The organism is Prevotella communis, from assembly GCF_022024175.1.
Taxonomy (GTDB): Bacteria; Bacteroidota; Bacteroidia; order Bacteroidales; family Bacteroidaceae; genus Prevotella; species Prevotella communis.
This window is the reverse complement of record NZ_CP091794.1, coordinates 1,190,111-1,210,969: the sequence shown is the minus strand read 5'-3', so window position 1 is coordinate 1,210,969 and position 20,859 is coordinate 1,190,111. Positions and strand designations below refer to the sequence as shown.

16 protein-coding genes are annotated in these 20,859 nt (G+C 46.6%); 11 read left to right on the top strand and 5 right to left on the bottom strand.

All coding sequences use genetic code 11. The features are described from left to right. The first annotated feature begins 46 nt into the window (after positions 1–46). From pfkA to aroC, 10 genes are all read left to right on the top strand, one after another. Positions 47–1,024: a 6-phosphofructokinase gene (gene pfkA, locus L6466_RS04800; protein ID WP_091852951.1), complete on the top strand. Its 978-nt coding sequence runs from the start codon at positions 47–49 to the stop codon at positions 1,022–1,024. Between the two features lie 136 nt (positions 1,025–1,160). After that, complete coding sequence (locus L6466_RS04795) at positions 1,161–3,494, top strand: DUF3943 domain-containing protein (RefSeq protein ID WP_237801902.1); 2,334 nt, start codon at positions 1,161–1,163, stop codon at positions 3,492–3,494. A 109-nt stretch (positions 3,495–3,603) separates the two neighbouring features. Continuing rightward, positions 3,604–5,103, top strand: coding sequence for a DUF4301 family protein (locus tag L6466_RS04790; RefSeq protein ID WP_237801903.1), 1,500 nt, complete (start codon positions 3,604–3,606; stop codon positions 5,101–5,103). A gap of 21 nt (positions 5,104–5,124) precedes the next feature. After that, entirely contained in the window at positions 5,125–6,150 is a 1,026-nt protein-coding gene (gene mltG, locus L6466_RS04785; protein WP_237801904.1) for an endolytic transglycosylase MltG, read from the top strand. A gap of 80 nt (positions 6,151–6,230) precedes the next feature. Further along, positions 6,231–8,027, top strand: a complete 1,797-nt coding sequence (locus L6466_RS04780) for a glutamine--tRNA ligase/YqeY domain fusion protein (RefSeq protein ID WP_091818013.1) — start codon at positions 6,231–6,233, stop codon at positions 8,025–8,027. Beyond that, a complete protein-coding gene (locus L6466_RS04775; protein WP_237801905.1) occupies positions 8,027–9,481 on the top strand; it encodes a tetratricopeptide repeat protein in 1,455 nt (484 codons plus the stop codon). Before L6466_RS04780 ends, L6466_RS04775 begins: the two co-directional genes overlap by 1 nt. A 55-nt stretch (positions 9,482–9,536) precedes the next feature. After that, complete coding sequence (locus L6466_RS04770; RefSeq protein WP_237793164.1) at positions 9,537–10,166, top strand: DedA family protein; 630 nt, start codon at positions 9,537–9,539, stop codon at positions 10,164–10,166. Between the two features lie 251 nt (positions 10,167–10,417). After that, positions 10,418–10,777, top strand: a complete 360-nt coding sequence (locus tag L6466_RS04765; RefSeq protein ID WP_237801906.1) for a hypothetical protein — start codon at positions 10,418–10,420, stop codon at positions 10,775–10,777. Positions 10,778–10,905: 128 nt separating this feature from the next. Beyond that, positions 10,906–11,502, top strand: a complete 597-nt coding sequence (locus tag L6466_RS04760; protein WP_091852935.1) for an FKBP-type peptidyl-prolyl cis-trans isomerase — start codon at positions 10,906–10,908, stop codon at positions 11,500–11,502. A 39-nt stretch (positions 11,503–11,541) separates the two neighbouring features. Continuing rightward, positions 11,542–12,621 carry a chorismate synthase gene (aroC, locus tag L6466_RS04755; RefSeq protein ID WP_091818001.1) on the top strand — a complete coding sequence of 360 codons (1,080 nt, stop codon included), beginning with the start codon at positions 11,542–11,544 and terminating at the stop codon, positions 12,619–12,621. A gap of 169 nt (positions 12,622–12,790) precedes the next feature. Here aroC and L6466_RS04750 read toward each other — a convergent pair whose 3' ends face one another. The 5 genes from L6466_RS04750 to holA form a co-directional block, all read right to left on the bottom strand. Continuing rightward, positions 12,791–16,060: an autotransporter-associated beta strand repeat-containing protein gene (locus L6466_RS04750; RefSeq protein WP_237801907.1), complete on the bottom strand. Its 3,270-nt coding sequence runs from the start codon at positions 16,058–16,060 to the stop codon at positions 12,791–12,793. 120 nt (positions 16,061–16,180) lie between these two features. Continuing rightward, positions 16,181–17,089: a dihydroorotate dehydrogenase gene (locus L6466_RS04745; protein ID WP_091852932.1), complete on the bottom strand. Its 909-nt coding sequence runs from the start codon at positions 17,087–17,089 to the stop codon at positions 16,181–16,183. Further along, positions 17,077–17,886, bottom strand: a complete 810-nt coding sequence (locus L6466_RS04740; RefSeq protein WP_237793167.1) for a dihydroorotate dehydrogenase electron transfer subunit — start codon at positions 17,884–17,886, stop codon at positions 17,077–17,079. The genes L6466_RS04745 and L6466_RS04740 overlap by 13 nt, the downstream gene beginning before the upstream one ends. Before the next feature lie 97 nt (positions 17,887–17,983). Beyond that, a complete protein-coding gene (locus L6466_RS04735) occupies positions 17,984–18,493 on the bottom strand; it encodes a helix-turn-helix domain-containing protein (protein ID WP_237801908.1) in 510 nt (169 codons plus the stop codon). An 834-nt stretch (positions 18,494–19,327) separates the two neighbouring features. Further along, positions 19,328–20,356 carry a DNA polymerase III subunit delta gene (holA, locus tag L6466_RS04730; protein ID WP_091852928.1) on the bottom strand — a complete coding sequence of 343 codons (1,029 nt, stop codon included), beginning with the start codon at positions 20,354–20,356 and terminating at the stop codon, positions 19,328–19,330. Between the two features lie 50 nt (positions 20,357–20,406). Here holA and L6466_RS04725 point away from each other — a divergent pair, with 50 nt between their 5' ends. Continuing rightward, complete coding sequence (locus L6466_RS04725; RefSeq protein ID WP_091817990.1) at positions 20,407–20,853, top strand: type I restriction enzyme HsdR N-terminal domain-containing protein; 447 nt, start codon at positions 20,407–20,409, stop codon at positions 20,851–20,853. Positions 20,854–20,859 lie beyond the last annotated feature (6 nt).

The window sequence follows — 20,859 nt, the reverse complement described above, 5'->3', positions numbered from 1 at the left end:
CTTTGCACCATGCAAAACTAAAAGAAGTATAATGTAATAGTACGCTATGAATAAGATTAAAACAATAGGTATTTTAACTTCAGGAGGCGACTCGCCAGGCATGAACGCAGCCATCCGCGCCGTGACACGTGCCGGCATTTACAATGGTTTCACAATCAAGGGTATCTACCGCGGCTATGACGGACTGATAAAAGGTGAGGTGAAGACACTGACCACCGAGGACGTATCAGGCATCATCAACCGTGGCGGTACGATTCTGAAAACAGCACGTTCAAAGGAATTTATGACACTCGAGGGTATGCAGAAAGCCTACGAGACCTGTCAGAAGGAAGTGATCGACGCATTGGTGGTCATCGGCGGCAACGGTTCGCTGACGGGCGCAAGGAACTTCGGCATGGAGTTTGACTTCCCCGTGATTGGACTGCCTGGCACCATCGACAACGACCTTTATGGTACAGATGCGACAATTGGCTATGACACCACGATGAACACCATCATGGAGTGCGTGGACCGTATCCGCGACACCGCCAACTCGCACGAGCGTATCTTCTTCGTGGAGGTGATGGGACGCGACGCCGGCTTCCTGGCCCAGTACTGCGCTATTGCCAGTGGTGCCGAGGCTGCCATCGTGCCAGAGGAGGTTACCGACGAAGACCAGTTGGCCGAATTCATGAAGCGAGGCATCCGCAAGTCAAAGAAGTCGTGCATCGTCATTGTGAGCGAGAGTCCCAAGTGCGGCGCCCTCTACTACGCCGACCGTGTGAAGAAGGAGTTCCCTGAGTTCGATGTACGTGTGTCAATCCTTGGTCATCTGCAACGTGGCGGCACCCCATCGGCCCGCGACCGTGTGCTGGCATCAACCACCGGTGTAGGTGCTATTGAGGCTATCATGCAGGGACAGCGCAACGTGATGGTAGGCGTAAGAAACAACGACGTGGTCTATGTGCCCTTCTCAGAATGTATCCGCACCGACAAGCGCTTTGACAAGCGTCTGATTACCGTGCTGAACGAGTTGAGTATCTAAGCACAAGTCTTTCAAAATAAAAAAACGCCCAAGAAAAAGTAGAAAGATTTTCTTTTTCTTGGGTGTTTTATTAATTCTTCTTATATTTGTAAGCGCTAATACTATACAGTTAGCCTATAGACAAAATAGTACACTTATGAAAAAAGGGCTTTTGGTAGCAATCGCCATCATGACGACGATAGGCGTAGAGGCTCAGATATTCCCCGTTGGTATTGTCAGTGCACAGGACACGGTGAAGGGCTTTCAGTTTGGACTTATCTCATCGGTAACGACTGAAGGTGGTCACGGTTTCCAATTTGGCGGCGTATCGAACACATCTGGACACACATTCAACGGTCTGCAGATGGGTGGTGTCAGCAGCATTACCCAAGGCATGGATAAGGGGCTGCAGATGTCGAGCATTCTGAATATCTCATCCAAGCGAATGAACGGATGGCAGATGGGTACTGTCAACTATGCCGATTCGCTCAATGGTGCACAGATTGGTATTTTGAATGTGACACGCAAACATCCTCAAGGCTGGCAGGTGGGACTCGTCAACCTATCGTACGACTCGATAGGCCATAAGATAGGATTAGTGAACATCAACCCGGCGACTCATATCGACGTGATGACATATGCAGGTTCTTCGACCAAGATGAACCTGGCTGCGCGATTTCGCAATCGCAGCACATACAACGTGATTGGTGTGGGTACACACTTCATGGGACTCGACTCTAAATTCTCGGGAGCCATATTCTATCGTATAGGACAGTATACACAGTTATCCCCAAGATGGAGTCTGAGTGGCGACATGGGCTATTACCATGTAGAAACATTCTCAAGGAACAACAACGACAAACCAGAGCGTCTGTACTCTCTACAAGCCCGCATCAATGCCGACTATCGCATAAGCAAGAAACTCGGTGCGTTTGCTTCTGTAGGTTGGGGCGTAACACGCTACTATGATTGCAACAAGACATACAGGAACCGTCCGCTATTGGAATTTGGCCTGACATACCGTCAGCAACGTAACCAGCACGACTCCTGGAAACGTGCATGGGACGAGAAGCGTTCAAAGATTGTGTTCACCGACTCCACGATGGCACTGCCCGAACCAAAGCGCTATTGGCAGGCTGCTGCCGAGGCAACGGGTATCAACGTAGGCGTACAGTTGTTTGACCGCTATGCCCTCAACTCGGACTTTGCCCAGACCACGCTGAACTCACTGAAGCGCAACTTCACCGACGGCATGGTATGGGATAACGACTTCTTTATCACCAACCTGTTTGCACACCCCTATCACGGCAACCTCTATTTCAACGCTGCACGCAGCAACGGACTCAATTTCTGGGAATCGGCCCCCTATGCGCTGGGCGGTTCACTGATGTGGGAGTTTCTGGGAGAGACGGAACCGCCTGCCATCAACGACGTCATCGCCACAACCTGTGGCGGTATTGCCATCGGTGAGATGACCCACAGGCTGAGCCGCACGGTGCTGGATGACCGTGACCGCGGCTGCAGTCGCTTCCTGCGCGAGGCTGCAGCCACCATCATCAACCCCATACAAGGACTGCATCGTATCTTCAGCGGTGATGCCTGGCGCGTGCGCAGCGACCACTATCGCTATCATGAATTCAGCAAGATTCCCGTGGACATGTCGTTCTCTGTAGGTTGGCGTTATCTGGCCGACAACGGTGCCCTGTTCCGCGGCATCCATGCGCCTTACGTGAACATCACGCTGATGTACGGCACACCGGTAGACGGTGAGCGCCATACAACACCATACGACTTCTTCGACCTGGAGATGAATGCCGCCTTCGGTGGCGGACAGCCCTTCGTCAACACGCTGAACATCGTAGGACGCCTGTGGAGTACGCCTATTCTGGACAAGAAGGACATGGCGGGCGAATTTGGTATCTACCAGCACTTCAACTACTACGACGCCAAGCCCATTAAGGATGGTTCTGAGCTGACCCCCTACCGCATCAGTGAGGCAGCGGGCTTCGGTCCTGGCTTCATCCTGTCATTGCCACAGACTGGTGCCATGACGAAATTGGAACAGCGAATTTTTATGAGCGGCATCCTGCTGGGCGGTACAAAGAGTGACTATTATAATGTGATTGAGCGCGATTACAACATGGGCAGCGGATTCAGCGTGAAGTCAAAGACGCAAATAGAATTTGGCAACTTCGGACGTTTCATGCTCAATGCCAAATATTTCCGTATCTACACATGGAAGGGCTATGAGGACAAGGATCTGCAGGCCTTTGCCGACGGCACCAAGGACCTTCATTATCTCAATGTACAGGGAGATCATAGTAATGCGCTGCTGCTGGTAATCAATCCTGCTATGGAGGTACAGTTGAACAAGCAGTGGTCTATCACGCTCTCGGGCGCCTATTATTCACGCCGCACCTTCTACAAATATCACGACATGGTGAAAGCCAACACGTTTGAAACAAAGTTAGGACTGACCTGTCGTTTATAGACACTATTTACAGATTTTTCAGAAAAGTATTTCCATTTTTCCTTGGGCATTTCGCTCAGATTTCTTAATTTTGTAGGCCGAAAATAAAAAATCAAAAACAAGCAAAGTTATGCTATCAGAAAAAGACCTCAAACAGATTGCTCAGCGTGGTATCACGAAAGAGCAGATCGAGACACAGTTGAAGGAGTTTGAAACAGGCTTCCCCTTCCTGAAATTGGAAGCAGCAGCTGCAGTAGGTAACGGCATCGTAGCCCCCAACGAGAGCGAGCGTCAACAGTACGTGAAAGCCTGGGAGGACTATAAGGCTGCAGGTAAGCGTATCGTGAAGTTCGTACCTGCCAGTGGCGCCGCCAGTCGTATGTTCAAGAATATGTTTGCATTCGTGGATGCCGACTATGACGTGCCTACCACCGATTTCGAGAAGAAATATTTCAACGACATTGAGAAGTTTGCCTTCTACGAGGCGCTGGATGCTGTCTGCGTGAAAAACGAGGGCAAAGGTATCAAGGCTCTGATGGCAGAAGGCAACTATAAGGCTGTGGCTGCCAACATGCTGAAGGCTGAGGGACTGAACTACGGTCAGCTGCCAAAGGGTATGTTGCTGTTCCACAAATACGCAGAGGGTGCCCGTACGCCCATGGAGGAGCACCTCGTGGAGGGCGCACTCTATGCCGCTTCAAAGGGTGAGGCTCACGTACACTTCACCGTGAGTCACGACCACCTGGAGTTCTTCAAGGCAAAGGTGGCAGAGAAGGCCGATGGCTTCGCACAGAAATACGGCATCAAGTATGATATCACATTCTCTGAACAGAAGCCCTCAACAGATACAGTTGCCGCTAATCCCGACAACACGCCATTCCGCGAGGTCGACGGTTCATTGCTGTTCCGTCCGGGCGGTCACGGTGCGCTCATCGAGAACCTGAACGAGATTGAGGCTGACGTTATCTTCATTAAGAATATCGACAACGTGGTGCCCGACCGTCTGAAGCCTGAGACCGTGGAATGGAAGCAGGTCATCGCCGGTGTACTGGTGAGTCTGCAGAAGCAGGCCTTCGAATACCTGCGTCAGTTGGACAACAACCCATCAGATGCCCAAATCGACCAGATTGCCCAGTTTGTAGAAAAGAACCTCTGCACCAACCCCAAGAATAATAAGGTGGATGCCGACTACCTGCGCCGCAAGCTGAACCGCCCCATGCGTGTGTGTGGCGTGGTGAAGAATGTGGGCGAGCCCGGTGGTGGTCCGTTCCTCACCTATAATCAGGACGGCACTGTTTCACTACAGATTTTGGAAAGCAGTCAGATAGATACCAACAATGCTGAATACATGAAGATGTTCACACAGGGCACACACTTCAACCCCGTTGACCTGGTTTGCGCCGTGAAGGACTACAAGGGACAGCCTTTCAACCTACCTGATTTCGTGGATAAGACCACAGGATTCATCTCTTCTAAGTCGAAAGGTGGAAAGGAACTGAAAGCTCTGGAGCTGCCCGGATTGTGGAACGGTGCCATGAGCGACTGGTCAACCATCTTCGTAGAGGTGCCTCTGGGCACGTTCAACCCCGTTAAGACGGTTAACGACCTGCTGCGCGATCAGCACCAATAAATGTTTGGAAAAAAGAAAAGAATGAAAAAATACACAGCCAAATACTACCTGATTCCTGCCACTATCTGCTTGGCAGGAATCGTGGCTATAGGCTACAACTATTTCTTCTCTGCTTTTGCCTCACAGGACAATAAGCAGTATATCTACATCGATGAGGACGATACGGCAGACTCGGTATATGCAAAACTGGAGCCACTGGCATCACACAGCGCCCTCACAGGATTTCGCACGCTGGCACGTCATTACGACTACGACGGGCATATCCGTTCGGGACGCTATGCCATAGAACCTGGCATGAATACCGTCAGCGTGTTTCGTATGATGAGAAACGGCCGACAGGAGCCCGTGATGCTGACCATCCCGGAATGTCGCACCATGGAACAGATGGCTGCACGCCTATCAAAGAAATTGATGCTCGACAGCACCAGCATAGCGCAGGCACTGACCGATGAGGATTTCTGTGAACAGTTGGGCTACGACACCTGCACCATCGCCAGTATCTTCGTACCCAACACGTATGAGGTCTATTGGAACACCAGCATGGATAAGCTGATGCAGCGCATGATGAGCGAGCACGATAAGTTCTGGACGGAAGAGCGCAAGCAGAAAGCCAGGGAACTGGGATTATCAACAGACGAGGTGTGCACACTGGCCAGCATCATCGACGAGGAGACGGCCAACAATGCCGAGAAGCCCATGATTGCAGGGATGTATCTGAACCGACTGAAAATTGGCATGCCGCTTCAGGCCGACCCAACGGTGAAATTCGCCCTGAAGGACTTCGCCCTGAAACGCATCTATCATAACCACCTGGAGGTGAACAGTCCCTATAACACCTACAAGAACACAGGACTGCCTCCCGGCCCTATCAAGGTGGCTTCCATTCAAGGAATCGACGCTGTACTCAACCGCGTGGCTCACACCTATATATATATGTGTGCCAAGGAGGACTTCTCGGGCACGCATAATTTCGCCACCAGCTATCAGGAGCATCTCAATAATGCGGCACGCTATGCGAAAGCACTTAACGAGCGAGGGATAAAATAATTATGAATTAAGATTTAAGATTTAAGAATTATTTTGTACCTTTGCAGTCTCAAAAATAAAAAACACAAGAAAAAGATTATATGGCAGAAATGATACAGAACGAAGGCGAGGAGAAGAAAAGCCTCAGTTTCGTAGAACAGATGGTAAAAGATGACTTGGCAGAAGGAAAGAACGGTGGACGCATGCAGACGCGTTTTCCACCAGAGCCTAACGGCTATCTGCACATTGGTCATGCTAAGGCCATTGCCATCGACTTCGGACTGGCTAAAAAATACGGTGGCGAGTGCAACCTGCGCTTCGACGATACCAACCCCGTAAAAGAGGATACAGAATTTATCGAGAATATCGAGCAGGATATCAAGTGGCTGGGCTATGACTGGGCTCACGTCTATTACGCCAGCGACTATTTCCAGGAGCTGTGGGACTTTGCCGTATGGCTCATCAAGCAGGATCGTGCCTATGTGGATGAGCAGAGTGCTGAGGTGATTGCCCAGCAGAAGGGTACCACGACCAGCCCTGGTACAAACTCACCCTATCGCGACCGTCCTGTAGAGGAGAGTCTGAAGCTGTTTGAATTCATGAACAGCGGCAAGTGCGAGCCAGGAAAGATGGTGCTGCGCGCCAAGATTGACATGGCTCACCCCAATATGCTGTTCCGCGACCCATTGATTTATCGCGTACTGAATATTCCCCACGTGAAGACTGGTGACAAGTGGAACGCCTACCCCATGTATGACTTCACCCACGGACAGTGTGACTTCCTTGAGGGTGTCACACACTCATGGTGTACACTGGAATTTGTGGAGCATCGTCCCTTGTACGACCTCTTCGTAGGTTGGATGAAGGAATGGCTGGGCACGCTGGAGAATCCCCAGAAACTGGGTTATCTGGAGAATATGGGTGACAAGTTTGCTGACTTCGAAGGTCCCCGTCAGACAGAGTTCAACAAGTTGAACCTGAACTATATCCTGCTGTCAAAGCGCAACCTGCGCACACTGGTCAGCGAAGGACTGGTCAACGGATGGGATGATCCCCGAATGCCGACAATCTGCGGTTTCCGTCGTCGCGGCTACTCTCCTGAAGGCATCAAGAACTTCATGGAGAAGATTGGCTATACAAAGATTGACGCACTCAATGACATGGCGCTCTTCGAGAGTGCCCTGCGTGATGACCTGAACACACGTGCCCTGCGTGTCAGTGCCGTGCTCGACCCCGTGAAGGTGGTTATCACCAACTATCCTGAAGGTCAGCAGGAGATGCTCACCGCCATCAACAACCCTGAGAATGAGGCAGATGGCACACACGAGGTAGAGTTCAGTCGCGAGATTTGGATTGAGCGTGACGACTTCATGGAGGTAGCCGAGAAGAAGTTTATGCGCCTGGCTCCCGGCAAGGAGGTACGTCTAAAGAACGCTTATATCATTAAATGCGACGAGGAGCACCCCTGCGACAAGGATGCTGATGGAAAGGTGACCACCATCTACTGCACCTACGATCCCGAGACACGTAGCGGTCTGCCCGGCGCAAACCGCAAGATTAAGGGTAAGACACTGCACTGGGTTAGTTGTCACAACGCCGTGAAGGCAGAAGTACGCCTCTACGAGCGTCTGTGGAAAATGGAGAACCCACGCGACGAGTTGAAGCGACTGGAGGAAGAGGAAGGTATCAAGGGTGCTGATGCATTGCGTCAGATGATGAACCCCGACAACCTGCATATCCTCACCGACTGCTATATCGAACCATTCGCAGCAAAACTGCCTGCTCTGAGCTATCTGCAGTTCCAGCGTATAGGTTATTTCAACGTAGATCCTGACTCTACACCTGAAAAGCCTGTATTCAACAAGACTGTAGGCCTCAAGGACACCTGGAAAAAATAATGACGAATACTGGCGATAAATATTTCGACAGCGAGGCGTTTCATAAACTCCTCGATTCTTACGAGACATCCATAAACGCAGGAGAACCTGTGTTTATGGATGCTGACGATTTGGTGGATATCGCTGACTACTACCAATACACAGGCGAGAAGGACAAGGCGGAAGAGGCCATCAGTCTTGCCCTGAGTCTTTCACCAGGTTCCTCGTCTCCCCTCACCTATCGCATTCATGAGGCGCTGTTTCAACAGAACGACCCACAGAAGGCGTGGGAGCTGCTGGAACAGATGATTGACAAGGAATCGCCTGACTATATTTTCGACCGCGCAGAGATCCTTATCAGTGAAGGAAATATAGAAGAGGCGGAAGAATATCTTGAGGAGAATTTCCGTGACCTGCCGTCTGACGAGCAACAGGATTTCATAGTCGATGCGGCAAATATCTTCATGGACTGGAGGTTGCCAGAAAAGGTGATACAGTGGGTAACAAGAGGCAATCCCAACGACCCCAATGTAAAGAACTCTACTGAATTCAAGGAAATCCTGGCCAAGGCCTTTGTAGAAATGGGCAAATACGAGGACGGCAAACGTATCTTCAATGAGCTCATCGACAAAGATCCGTTCTCCAAGAAATACTGGAACGCACTGGCATCGGCACAATTCATGAACGAAGACTATAGCGGAGCTATTCAAAGCAGTGAATATGCCATCGCCCTGGAACCTGAAGATCCGGAAGGATTCATCACCAAAGCCAACGGACTGCTGCGTCTGAACAACTTCGAGGAAGCGCTGAAATACTATCAACGTTATTTGGAACTGGAGCCCGATGATGAGTTTGCCCTACTCCACGAAGGAACATGCCTCATCAACATGCTGAAACTGCAAGAGGCTATAGAAGTCTTGAAGAAAGCACAGGCTATCACAACAAAAGACTCGTCTTATTTCTGGGATATCTACCAGGAACTGGCTTTTGCCTATGCGGAGAACAAAGAGCCCGACAAAGCGTTGGAGGTTTTAGATCAAGCAGAGGCTATGGAGTACGACCTTGTACAGATTCTACTCATCAGAGGACATATTTTTCTGACTGCAGAAAAACTGGATGAGGCAAAAGAAGCTTTCGGCAAAGCAATAAGAATGAGTGACTCACGTAAACAGACAATGTTACGCGTTATCGTGTCATTCCATGATAATCGCTATGTGGAAGGCGCATATGCATTCCTACAAAGATTCCTGACCCATTACGACGAGGAAGAAGAAGGCAAAAACACCGAGGGCTATGCCTACATGGCCTTGTGTTGCTACGAACTGAAAAAAAACGAAGAATTTCTCAGCTACCTGAAGAAAGCATGTGAAGTGAATCCTATGGAATGCAGAATAGCTGTAGGAAACTTATTCCCTGAAGATATCAAGCCAGAGAACTATTATCATTATATCAAAGACAAGTTAGACAGGGAATAATGAACGTTGCCACAAAATATTGAATATTGAATATTAAGAATTAAGAATAAAAGATATGAATTGGATAAGCACCCTACTCGGAAATCTGAACTACGGTACCATACTGCTACTCATGCTACTGGAAAGTACGGTTATTCCTGTACCATCAGAACTCGTCGTTGCTCCTGCTGCCTATCATTCGGCCAGTGGAGAACTGAATATCTTCCTTGTTGTGCTCTTCGCAACTATCGGAGCTGACCTGGGTGCTTCCATCAATTATTTCGTGGCACTCTACGTAGGACGCCCCGTCATCTATAAGTTTGCCAACAGCAAATGGGGCAAACTATGTCTCCTGAACCAGGAGAAGGTGGAGAAGAGCGAACGCTACTTTGACAACCACGGTGTTGCAGCAACACTGACAGGCCGACTGGTGCCAGGCATCCGTCATCTGATTAGCATTCCTGCAGGATTGGCACGCATGACTTACTGGAAATTCCTGCTCTATACCACAATAGGTGCCGGTGCCTGGCACGCCATCCTCGCCGGATTGGGTTGGTATCTGCATGCCATCGTACCTGAAAATGAGCTTGAAGACACCATCAAACAGTATAATCACTATATCATTGCAGTCATTTTAGGCATCGTTGCCCTTGCTATTATATATATAGTGGTAAAAAATATCATCAAGGCAAAAAGCAGCAAATAATCCCTCATCTTTTTGATTTGTATCAAAAATAAGGGCTGTTATCGCACACAACAGGCAAAAATCCATTGTCAGTTTAAAAAATCGTCGTACCTTTGCATCGTCAAAAGGAACAAAATCCTGATGACGTTAGGATAACAACACATTAATTAGTAAGGTAGGGACCGAAAGAAATTAAACATTAACATTAAAAATTTAAAAGGATAACAAAAAAAACTCAAGGTCCCGAGTAAAGAAAAGAAAGGAAAAAGAGTATGAAGAAGATTGTTTTGATGGTAGTAGCCATGTTCACAATGACAATGTCATTCGCTGAGAACGAGAACAACAGCACACTGAACAGTGCAGAGGCCTACGATATGACAGTCAATATGCGTAAGCTGGCTGTTACTTTGGATTTGACTACAGACCAGATGGAAGCTGTGCAGGATATTCACACTGCATTCTGCAACGAGATGATGCTGGCTGCTAATGCACACAGCACAGAACGTAAGGCTCTGGTTGATCAGGCAGTTAAGAAGGATGTTCGCTACATGGGATTCATCCTGGACGAGAAGCAGTACAAGAAATATCTGACACTGCTGAACACCACACTGACCAATCGCGGTCTGAAATAAGAAGAACTAAATCGAAATTCACTTTATGATGAGGATGTCATGCAATTTGGCATCCTTTTTTCATGTTTTTTGGACGCTTTTCCACAAATTATTTGTACCTTTGCGCAGAAAATAATAAATAGACTAAAATGGACAACAAACAAAACAATTACATCTCCGTAAGTTATCAGCTCTACTCTATAGACAAAGACGGTTCAAAGAACCTGGTAGAACAGACAGAGCAGGGACGCCCATTCACTTTCATCAGTGGGTTTGGTTTCTCTCTCGACAGTTTTGAACAGCGCATTGTCAACATGCAAAAAGGCGAGAAATTCGACTTTACCCTGGCTCCCGCTGAAGCTTTTGGCGAGTATTTTGCTGAGGGTGTTCACAAACTTCCCCGTGAGGAATTTGTTATCGACGGTAAGTTTGACAGCGCCAACATCTTCCCCGGTGCAGTCATCACGATGAAGAACGAGGAAGGCCAGCACTTCATGGTGCGCGTCACCAAGGTAGAGGAAGACGGTGTGACACTGGATGCCAACCACCCTTTGGCAGGCGAAACCCTGCAGTTTACCGGTGCTATTCTTGAGAATCGCGAGGCTACTGCCGAAGAGATCCAGAAACTGATTGCACAGATGAGTCATGAATGTGGTGGTTGCGGCAGTTGCGGTGGTGACTGTGGCGGTGACTGTGGTGACGACCACGAATGCGGCGGCGGTGGCTGCGGACATTGCCACCACTAAGAGACGAAATGTCGTGATAACGAGATAATAACAATAACTATGGGCAATACGTTTGGGAAACTATTTACACTGACCACCTTCGGCGAGAGCCATGGTGCCGCCGTAGGAGGAGTGATTGATGGCATGCCGGCAGGCATCGACATTGATATGGATTTTATTCAGAGTGAGTTGAACAGACGTCGCCCTGGACAAAGCAAGCTGACAACATCACGAAAGGAGGCAGATAAAGTTGAGCTGCTCAGTGGTGTGTTTGAAGGCAAGAGCACAGGATGTCCAATAGGCTTCATCGTACGCAATGAGAATCAGCACTCGCAGGATTACGAGAACCTGCGTACGCTGTTCCGTCCTTCGCATGCCGATTTCACCTATTATAACAAATATGGTGTGCGCGACCATCGTGGTGGAGGCCGTTCTTCTGCCCGCATCACCATTAGTCGTGTCGTTGGTGGAGCACTGGCCAAACTGGCCCTTCGTCAGTTGGGCATCAGTATTCAGGCCTATACCTCTCAAGTAGGTTCAATCACCTTGGAGCGTGACTACCGCCAATACGACCTCTCACAGACTGAGACCAATGCCGTGCGCTGTCCTGACGCCAAGAAAGCAGAAGAGATGGCAGCATTAATAGAACAGGTGAAGGCTGAGGGCGATACCATCGGCGGAGTCATAACCTGTGTTATCAAAGGCTGTCCGGTAGGTCTTGGCGAGCCCGAATTCGATAAGCTTCACGCTCAGTTGGGCAGTGCCATGCTGGGTATCAATGCCGTTAAGGGCTTTGAATACGGTGAAGGCTTTGCCGGCGTCACTCAGCGTGGGTCAGAACAAAACGACCGCTTCACTGTGGGGCACGGTTCGCCCGTGACCACGCTCACCAACCACAGTGGGGGCATTCAGGGGGGCATCAGCAACGGACAGGATATTTATTTCCGCGTGGCATTTAAACCCGTGGCTACCCTACTCCGCCCTCAAGACACTGTTGACTTAGAAGGAAATCCCACCACATTTACAGCTCAAGGACGTCATGATCCATGCGTTTTGCCAAGAGCAGTCCCTGTTGTAGAGGCAATGGCAGCAATGGTTATTTTAGACAATTATTTATGCTTATCGGCATATAAAAATTAGGAAATATTCTCTCAAAATGCAAAATAAACAGAAAAATCCATTGTCGAATGGATTTTTTTGTTTATCTTTGCAATCGCTATAAGGGTTTGTGAAAATCCGAATATGCTTTAGTTAAGTCTAGTTTAGTTTTTGTGTTGGTTAAGGGCTGGCGATTGCCAGCCCTTATTTCTTATTTCTTAATCCTTATCTTTCCATCCTGAATAAACAAGCCATTTGTCTGTCCCTTGACGGGCTGTCCATTCAGGTTATACCTCGGAGAATCGTTGTTGCTCTTCACCTCGCTAATACCTGTCGTACCACTGGATTTAACGACCTTCAGGATACCTGTAGAAAGGCTGGTGGTATCCCATTCCAGTCCTTCACCAGGCGTAGCAGGGATAATCTCCTTGAACGTGCCTGTTGCCGTACCGGTGAAGACTCTTACCTGATCACCCTCGGTATAGGTCGCCTCTGCCTTGGCATCATTCAGCTGCAGGATGGCATTGCTACCCAATTTCAGAGCACCCTTGAAGGTCAGGCCCTTATCGGTAACCAGGGTATCACCCACCATCAGCGTACCATTCATAGTGACAGCACCTGTCAGTGTTCCCTTACCAGCCAGTGTAGCACCACTATTCACGGTAATGGCACCACTACCGCTATGCGTTCCATTGACAATCAGTGTACCTGCCTCCACCTTCGTCGTACCGCTATAGGTGTTGGCCCCTGTCAGTCGCCAGTCTCCAGAACCATCCTTAACTATACTTGTCTTACCAGGGTGAGATCCTGCCTGATCTTTATCGTCAATAACACCACGGAATGTTTCGTCGGTATTAGCGCCACCGACAATCCAGGTACCCTCACCCTTGGCTTTCACATTAAAGCCTGATAGTGATGACCCTGCATCCCCCGACAATCCACCAAGGTAATAGGTAGACTGATTCTTGGCACCATTGATGGCTGTCCCAGATTTCAGATAAACAGTAGCATTCTTAATACCGACCCCATTGCGAATAGCAAACTGTCGGTTATTACCATAGTTGCCTTGACTCGTAATAATCAGTTTTCCTGCATAGTTATCCCAGTTGCCTTCAATATATTCACGCAAATAGCATACCCCCCACTGCAGGGTTCCAGTTCCACTCACATTACATTTTATAACATTCCATCTGTCAAAATTGATTGTCGATGTAGTTCCAGCCTCTGCCACAATGGGGAAATTGAAAGTCACGGCAGCCTCGTTTTTACCGACATTGCTGAACGCACCGCCTGCCATGATGAGCTTGGATGCAGAGCCGATACCTGCATCTGAAACGTCCTTGCTATTAAGTTTAAGCATACCGCCCTTCATCATCACATTACCATCGAATTTGAAGAAATCTTTGGTATTCACGGCAATGGTTCCCTCACCGTTAACTATCAGGTCACCTTGTCCCTCTATACTACCATTCATCGTTACTACAGCAGATTTATTGGCAATATTCAGTTCGGTATCACTGTAGAGCTTAGCTGAGCGATTGGTTGATGTAGTTGCCCCCGTGTAGTTATAGACGCCACCATCCATCACCCAGTTCTGAGCGAACTCCTGACTCATACCTAAACCACTAGCAACGCCACCATTCTTCAATGAAGAAAATTCATAAACACCGTCGTGCAGTACTGTAGCTCCCTCATACTGCTGGTCTGTAGCAACAGTCAGCGTTCCCTTACCTGTTTTGTTAAGCGAAGCGATACCACTGAGATAGCCTGTACCGTTCAGCGTCACGTTAGCATCACTCTTCACTACGACAGCGGTCTTTGGTGTAGCCTCATCAAGGGTATAGGTTTCATCATTTGCCGGATTAATCAACCATTCACCATCGCCCGTGCCTGTAAAGGTCTCCACGTCGACTATGTCCACCTGCTCAGGTTTGGTCTTTACGATTAATTCTGCAGTATAATTCGACTTATCTTGACCCTTGTAGGCACAAACACGTACGATATAAGGCTTTCCGGCTTCCAAACCAACATTCTGAATGATAAACTGTGAATTAGTCGTACGGCCCACTTCTACGAAAGCGCCATATTTCTGAAGCTCCACGATAAAGCCATCTTCATTATCGCTATAATCGGCCCACGAGAGCGTCAGGCTGTTTGTTGTAGCAGAGGAAAGTTCCAACAATAGCGGTGCACGCAGGAAGAACTGACGATTGTCTTTAGTAATGCTGTTGATGTAGTTCTCGATATTGGCATAACCATTATCTGCAATCGTCATAGCATCGTTTTTGGCCTTATCTGTTCCGTTAGCCTCTTCCCATGCATCAGGCATGCCATCACCATCAGTATCAGTAGGCTTCGATCCCTTAAACCAAGACCATGTTGTAGGCACGCCAATAGGCAGCTCATTTTCATTCGTGATAAGCTTACCTTTCTTACCAAAACTCAGAACCTCGTCAACCATATAGCAGTCAGCCAAGTCGCGGTAAGGTAATGAAGCGCCTACCTCCGGCAGCAGCTTTTCTATAAGTTCATTGCCAGCCCATTTCTCCAATTCCGGATAAGCATATGGAGTACTCACCTTGTCACCGCCACCTGTACCTGTAAACAACGTGGGATTCAACACACCATCTCGATTTTTATCCTGCCAGTTATCGTTTCCATAGAAATGGAAATCGCTATTTCCTCCGGTCAGAGCATCTCCGCCCACAGCAGGTCCATTAATAAAAAGATTGTTTTCAATGTTTACATAGCTGGTTCCCTGAGAGTCACCGCCCATATTATAGGCATAGTTTTTCCAGTTATAGACTAAGTTATTGACATACTGATTCGTACCCTTCACCTTGAAGTTACGTGTAGAGTTGTCTACAAGCAAGTCACGATAAAGCGTGATATTATCAGCCTGCATCAGACCACCAGCAGAGTGAGTCATCAAGCCCTGACCAACAATAGAGTTCATCAGCGTGATGTTCTGCGGAGCCGTTCCCTTGTTGTCCCAGTTTATAGAGAAATTCTCATCTTGTCCCCACGAGAACGAGCAATGATCAAAAATCATGTTCTGACCATTGGCAATACCACCTGCATCCTTATCCTTTGTGCCTACAGCACCCATACGGAAGCGCATATAACGTACGATGATATTATCGGCTGCCGAGAAACTTGTACCATCACCATAAACGGTAATGCCTTCACCCGGAGCCGTCTGACCTGCAACATAAAGGTTTTTGGAGAATACCAGACGTGAATTAATACGTATCACACCGGATACATCAAATACGACAATTCTATTTGGTTTACTCACTGCATCACGCAGAGAACCAGTACCAGAATCGTTAAGGTTTGTCACATGATACACACTTCCCATTCGTCCACCAGTAGCAAAACGGCCAAATCCTTGAGCACCAGGGAAAGCGAGTTGCTGGGCACTTACAGTCAGGCACATGGTCGACAATGCAAGGCTCACAAATAACTTGTTAGGTTTCATTTTTTTAATTGATATTTTTTAGTTTTAGTTGAATATTTGCGGCAAAATTACGATATTTTCTCCATATACCTCTTTTATATTAGAGAAAACGTCTATAATCTTTGGCTAAAAAAATAGGAGCTACTGAATAGCTCCTACAATATCGTTCACATCGGCAACACCGTGTTTATCAAGCCAATCGTTGATACCATCACGTACCTTTATTGTCACTGCAGGATCAAGAAAATTAGCAGTTCCAATCTCTATAGCACGAGCACCACACATCAGGAATTCTATGGCATCCTCTGCCGTACTGATACCACCAAGACCAATAACAGGTATTTTCACTGCCTTAGCCACCTGATAAACCATGCGCAGAGCCACAGGCTTTACGCAAGGACCACTCAGTCCACCTGTACCGATAGAAAGTGTCTTACAACGTTTCTCAATGTTAACAGCCATTCCCATCAGCGTATTGATAAGGCTCACGCTGTCGGCTCCCTCTGCCTCTACTGCACGGGCAATCTCTGTAATATCCGTCACATTGGGTGATAGTTTGACAATCAGCGTCTTATGGTAAGCCTTACGAACAGCCTTTACCACGCTGGCAGCTCCAGCACAAGTCACACCAAAGGCCATACCACCATCCTTCACGTTAGGACACGAGATATTCAACTCGATAGCAGGAATATGCTCCAGCGCATCCACACGAGCAGCACACTCTGCATAATCCTCTGGCGAGGAACCACTGACATTCACAATATAATTGCCCTCCGTAGGCAACAGTTGGGGATAAATATGCTCACAGAAATAATCCACGCCCTTATTCTGCAGGCCTACGCAGTTCAACATACCCTGTGGCGTCTCTGCCATTCGCGGATAGTCATTGCCCTCACGAGATTTCAGTGTAGTACCCTTCACAATGATACCACCAATACCTTTAAGATCTACAAAATCCTGGAACTCCAAACCATAGCCAAACGTACCAGAGGCAGTCATCACAGGGTTCTTCATTTTCAGAGCCCCAATATTTACTTCTAATCTTGCCATAACAATCTCTTTATATTAAATACGGGACCATCCTTACATACACACACATTCGTTGCCTCCGTGGTAGACGCATCTCCGTCGACTCTAACTTTCTCCACACAGCACAGGCAGGCGCCTAATCCGCAGGCCATCAGGTTCTCCAGGGATACCTCGCACTCAATGTCCTTTTCACGTGCATAACGAGCCACGGCCTTCATCATAGGTGTAGGACCACATACCTGAATCATATCAAATGATTCCTTCTGTAGCACGCTATGATTGGTAACAAAACCCTTCTCACCCATAGAACCGTCTTCTGTCGTTACTAATACGCGACCATATTTCTCAAACTCAGAGAGCATCAGCAAATCCTTTACAGAGCGGGCTCCAAGCAGGAACGTAATATCAACACCCTGTTCCTTGAGCAACTTACCAAGATAAAGAAGAGGAGCCACGCCAACGCCGCCACCAGCCAATAACATCCTGTGTCCCACGATTCGGTCGCAGGGAATCGTAAACCCATTACCCAGTGGCAGCACGCAATTCAGCTTGTCACCAGGCTTCATCTTTGCCAGCGTTTTTGTGCCTTCACCAACAGTAGCGACAAGCAGCCACAACTCGTTTTTCTCTTTATCTACAAAATTAATGGAAATAGGACGGCGCAGGAAAGTAGAAGCGGAACCGTCTACACGCACCTCAACAAACTGACCAGGGTTCATGGGAGGAAAAGCGTCCTGCTGAGTTAACTTTATCAACACATAGCGCTCGTGGACACGCTCCACAGACCGTACTGTCAAGTCTAGGATATACTTTTTCATTTACACCTTATTATATAATTCTGGGTGCAAAGGTAATACAAAAAAAAGAAAAAAGGAAACGAATGATACGATAATCTCATTCGCTTCCTTCATATTTCTACTTCTTCGCCGGTACAAAACTCTCCCACGTTTGATCATCATAATAAACGCGTATCTCTGTGACATGGCGTAAAGGCTTGTCAACTATTTTTATCTCTTCATGTACAATTTCTGACCGTGTATTTCGTACACCATTATTATAAGAGGGTGTAGAATGACCCATTTGAGGCCTAAAATTGGCAGATTGAGGGATAACGGAACTGTTTGTGTCAAAATCCAAGACTTGCTCTTGACCAATTTGAGGGGATGAAACCCCATCATCTGTGGAAGCAACTTGATCTCCTGAGGGGGTAGGAGACTGTTGATACATATCTCCAATACCAAACATTAACCATTCAAGGCTAATGTCAGGAAATTTCTTTTTGATACTCTCAATGATGTTAATAGTAGGGCGAGTACGATCATTGAAGATACCACTTAGGGTTGCTGGAGTTGTTCCGATGGCACTAGCAAACACTTGTTGAGTCATGTGCTGCGCCTCCATGATCTGTCTGATTCTATCCTTCATATACTAATCAAGTCATTTTGGAGCCTAAAAAGGCGGTTTTCTTTTCAGTTTACAAAGGTAAAGCAAAAAATTGGATTATGCAACTTTTTAAAGAAGAATTTATAATATTAAAGTTTAAATATTTACTTTCATATTTGTAAATTCAAAGCAATAACTGAAAGTTTTCTTGATTAAGATTCATAAACTTAAAGTATAAGGATGTAAAGAGCATAAACAAAAATATTACAATTTCTTTATAATTTATTGGTATTTACAATATTATGCATGTATATAGCCATAACAACAAGTCCTGTATTCATAGATTTAAAGGTCTAAATCCTATAAATATGGCCTAAGAACAAAGGGATTACTAAAAATTCACGAATTGTACCCATTGCTTTAAATTTGCATACTACACTTTAATAATTAAATCATATCTATTTGATTTATAATATGTTATATCTAAACGTATAAAGCATTATAAATATACATTTATAATATCGAATACCGAGATTAAAATTTTAAAACCTAAAGTTTTAGTATTTTAAAATCCATAAGTTTACATTTTAAAATATAAATATCATCTTTACATATTTACACTTTGAAAATTTTAATCTTGTAAAGTACGCGTTTTTAAACCAAAATAAACGTTAACGGTAAATCTGAGAGAGGCAAAAATTCGCAAGAATCAAATGCTTAAAAAATTCTGGACGAGCGTTCAAGAAGCTGAAAATTTTAAAAATATGAGGGTAGTTATTTCAGTGTAAATCCCCTATTTTAAGGCATTTAGAGCCCAAAAAAGCACCCTACCCGGATGCTTGTTCTAGATATTCTAGCGGCTAAAAAATAGCGTTTTTAGTGCAGAATGTAAAAAATAAGTTCTTTCATCAGTTCTTCTGGAGGGGTATTTGGGTTATCCAGGCCCTTACTTTTGGCATCAATCTCGCGTAGTTTAGAAATTATCTGCATCGTTTTCATTGCAGTGAAATTTCTCATGCCAGTCATATAGTCCTTCGCCGCCCACGAAGATCGCAATTCTAACCAGGCTGCAACCTCCTCCTGACTGCCCTTATTTGGCGAATAAAATGCAATCATTAGATTCTGGAAGTAATTAAAAAGCATTGGGAGAAATGAGTAGATACTACCAGCCTTTGGATTCTTGTCAAAATAATTGATTATCTGATTTGCTTTGTACACATTTCGGTTCACGATAGCATCGCGCAATTCAAAACCATTAAAATCCTTGCTCACCCCTATCCTATCTTCCACAACCTGGGGAGTAATCCTTCTGCTCTCCTCTGGCAAACCGAGAAGCACCTTTTCCAGTTCACTCACCAAGCGGCTTAAATCTGACCCAATAGCATCAGCGATAAGTTGCGTAGATTTGGGATCTATGCTGGCATTTTTCTGTTTGACGAATTCTTCGATAAAAGCAGGCAGGTCACGATCCTTCACTTTCTGACTCTCAAACAAGATACCAGCCTGCTGGATAGCCTTCACATATTCACGTTTGCGACCATCTATCTTACCATTTTTATGACAGATAACCAAGACTGTGGTTACTGAAGGCTGTTTCAGGTATTTCTCAAGCGCATCAGTATTCTTCAGATTCTGCGCCTCTTTTACGATAACAACCTGTCGCTCGGCCATCATCGGATAGCGACGTGCTGCATCAACAATCTGCGACGCATTCACATCCGAACCAAACATGATGGTCTGATTAAAATCACGCTCTTCAGGCTGTAGGACATGCTCAGCAATATAATCGCATATTTTATCAATATAATACGATTCCTCGCCCATAAGGTAGTAAACAGGGCGATATTGTCCGCTCCGTAACTCCTTCATAATGCTACTATAGCTCACATTTTTAGTTTCTGCCATTGTTCATTGCCAGATATTTTGTATCTTTGCAGTGCAAAGGTACAAAATAAATGGAAATAAACCTACCTCCATACGAAATAAAATTGCGTGAGCAGAACGGACGTCGTCAGATTTTCGACTTCCTGCGTCGCCGCTACGTGTCTCTGACGCCCGAGGAATGGGTACGCCAGCATTTCGTGCATTTTCTGATAGAACAGAAAGGATATCCCAAGGGGCTGCTGGCTAACGAAGTAGAACAAAAGATTGGTGACAAGAAACTGCGTTGCGACACCTTATTATATAATAAAGAGCTGCGTCCAAGGATGATTATTGAGTACAAAGCCCCTGAGATTGCCATCACGCAACGTGTTTTTAATCAGATTACGGTCTATAATTTCCTGCTCCATGTAGATTACCTCATCGTTTCCAACGGCCGACAGCATTACTGTTGCCGCATGGACTACGAAAAAGGGGAATATACCTTTTTACAGGATATTCCCCATTATACAGAACTATAAACAAAT

Excerpts from the sequence above, each read along its gene's own strand:
- L6466_RS04790 (WP_237801903.1), top strand. The coding sequence starts at position 3,604 with ATGCTATCAGAAAAAGACCTCAAACAGATTGCTCAGCGTGGTATCACG.
- L6466_RS04760 (WP_091852935.1), top strand. The coding sequence starts at position 10,906 with ATGGACAACAAACAAAACAATTACATCTCCGTAAGTTATCAGCTCTAC.
- pfkA (WP_091852951.1), top strand. The coding sequence starts at position 47 with ATGAATAAGATTAAAACAATAGGTATTTTAACTTCAGGAGGCGACTCG.
- L6466_RS04795 (WP_237801902.1), top strand. The coding sequence starts at position 1,161 with ATGAAAAAAGGGCTTTTGGTAGCAATCGCCATCATGACGACGATAGGC.
- L6466_RS04775 (WP_237801905.1), top strand. The coding sequence starts at position 8,027 with ATGACGAATACTGGCGATAAATATTTCGACAGCGAGGCGTTTCATAAA.
- holA (WP_091852928.1), bottom strand. The coding sequence starts at position 20,356 with ATGGCAGAAACTAAAAATGTGAGCTATAGTAGCATTATGAAGGAGTTA.
- L6466_RS04765 (WP_237801906.1), top strand. The coding sequence starts at position 10,418 with ATGAAGAAGATTGTTTTGATGGTAGTAGCCATGTTCACAATGACAATG.
- L6466_RS04750 (WP_237801907.1), bottom strand. The coding sequence starts at position 16,060 with ATGAAACCTAACAAGTTATTTGTGAGCCTTGCATTGTCGACCATGTGC.
- L6466_RS04770 (WP_237793164.1), top strand. The coding sequence starts at position 9,537 with ATGAATTGGATAAGCACCCTACTCGGAAATCTGAACTACGGTACCATA.
- aroC (WP_091818001.1), top strand. The coding sequence starts at position 11,542 with ATGGGCAATACGTTTGGGAAACTATTTACACTGACCACCTTCGGCGAG.
- L6466_RS04740 (WP_237793167.1), bottom strand. The coding sequence starts at position 17,886 with ATGAAAAAGTATATCCTAGACTTGACAGTACGGTCTGTGGAGCGTGTC.
- L6466_RS04780 (WP_091818013.1), top strand. The coding sequence starts at position 6,231 with ATGGCAGAAATGATACAGAACGAAGGCGAGGAGAAGAAAAGCCTCAGT.
- L6466_RS04725 (WP_091817990.1), top strand. The coding sequence starts at position 20,407 with ATGGAAATAAACCTACCTCCATACGAAATAAAATTGCGTGAGCAGAAC.
- L6466_RS04735 (WP_237801908.1), bottom strand. The coding sequence starts at position 18,493 with ATGAAGGATAGAATCAGACAGATCATGGAGGCGCAGCACATGACTCAA.
- mltG (WP_237801904.1), top strand. The coding sequence starts at position 5,125 with ATGAAAAAATACACAGCCAAATACTACCTGATTCCTGCCACTATCTGC.
- L6466_RS04745 (WP_091852932.1), bottom strand. The coding sequence starts at position 17,089 with ATGGCAAGATTAGAAGTAAATATTGGGGCTCTGAAAATGAAGAACCCT.